This window comes from Actinomadura kijaniata NBRC 14229, assembly GCF_001552175.1.
Lineage (GTDB): Bacteria > Actinomycetota > Actinomycetes > Streptosporangiales > Streptosporangiaceae > Spirillospora > Spirillospora kijaniata.
On the sequence record NZ_BCQR01000342.1, the window covers coordinates 1 to 970 of the forward strand.

The window sequence follows — 970 nt, forward strand, 5'->3', positions numbered from 1 at the left end:
TACGTTCCCGGGCCTTGTACACACCGCCCGTCACGTCACGAAAGTCGGCAACACCCGAAGCCCGTGGCCCAACCACCTAGTGGGGGGAGCGGTCGAAGGTGGGGCCGGCGATTGGGACGAAGTCGTAACAAGGTAGCCGTACCGGAAGGTGCGGCTGGATCACCTCCTTTCTAAGGAGCACCCACTGGCCAGATCGCTCGCTCGCGAGGATCTGGTCGGCGCTGCCGTTGACGACGAACGCTCGTCAGGCAGCTGCTCATAGATGTGGAGCACTGGCTACTCAGCACAGGGGGTCGTTGACCTCGCTAGTACTGCCACCACCTCGTGTGGTGGCGTGGAACGGGAGCCGATGGGGCTGCCTGTGCTGGACACGCTGTTGGGTCCTGAGGAAACGGACCCTTCAGCCCCGAAGCGTCAAGCCGCATGGCTTGGTGGGACGGGGCTGGGTTGTTTCTTCTGGATCGCGGGGCCGGTGGCCTCTCGGGCGCGAGCCTGTGAGACCCGGTTGACCCGGTTGTTTTTTGAGAACTACACAGTGGACGCGAGCATCTCTGATGGATCGTGAAGCTATCGGCCCTTTGGGACTGGTGGTGGAGGGGTTCATCTCTGTTGCGATTTGTTTGATCGTTTCGTGTGTTCAAGTTTTTAAGGGCATACGGTGGATGCCTTGGCATCAGGAGCCGATGAAGGACGTGGGAGCCTGCGATATGCCTCGGGGAGTCGGCAACCAGACTTTGATCCGGGGATTTCCGAATGGGGAAACCTGGCACCCGTCATGGGGTGTCGCCGCCGGTTGAATGTATAGGCCGGTTGGTGGGAACGCGGGGAAGTGAAACATCTCAGTACCCGCAGGAAGAGAAAACAAGAGTGATTCCGTGAGTAGTGGTGAGCGAAAAGCGGAAGAGCCTAAAACCGTGCGCGTGTGATAGCTGGTAGGCGTTGCGTGTGCGGGGTTGTGGGACCATCCGGT

The 970-nt window shown here is 60.1% G+C and carries 2 rRNA genes; both read left to right on the forward strand.

The annotated features are described in order from the left end of the window. A 16S ribosomal RNA gene (locus tag AKI01S_RS48620) occupies positions 1 to 170 on the forward strand; the annotation flags it as partial. A gap of 465 nt (positions 171 to 635) precedes the next feature. Further along, a 23S ribosomal RNA gene (locus AKI01S_RS48625) occupies positions 636 to 970 on the forward strand; the annotation flags it as partial.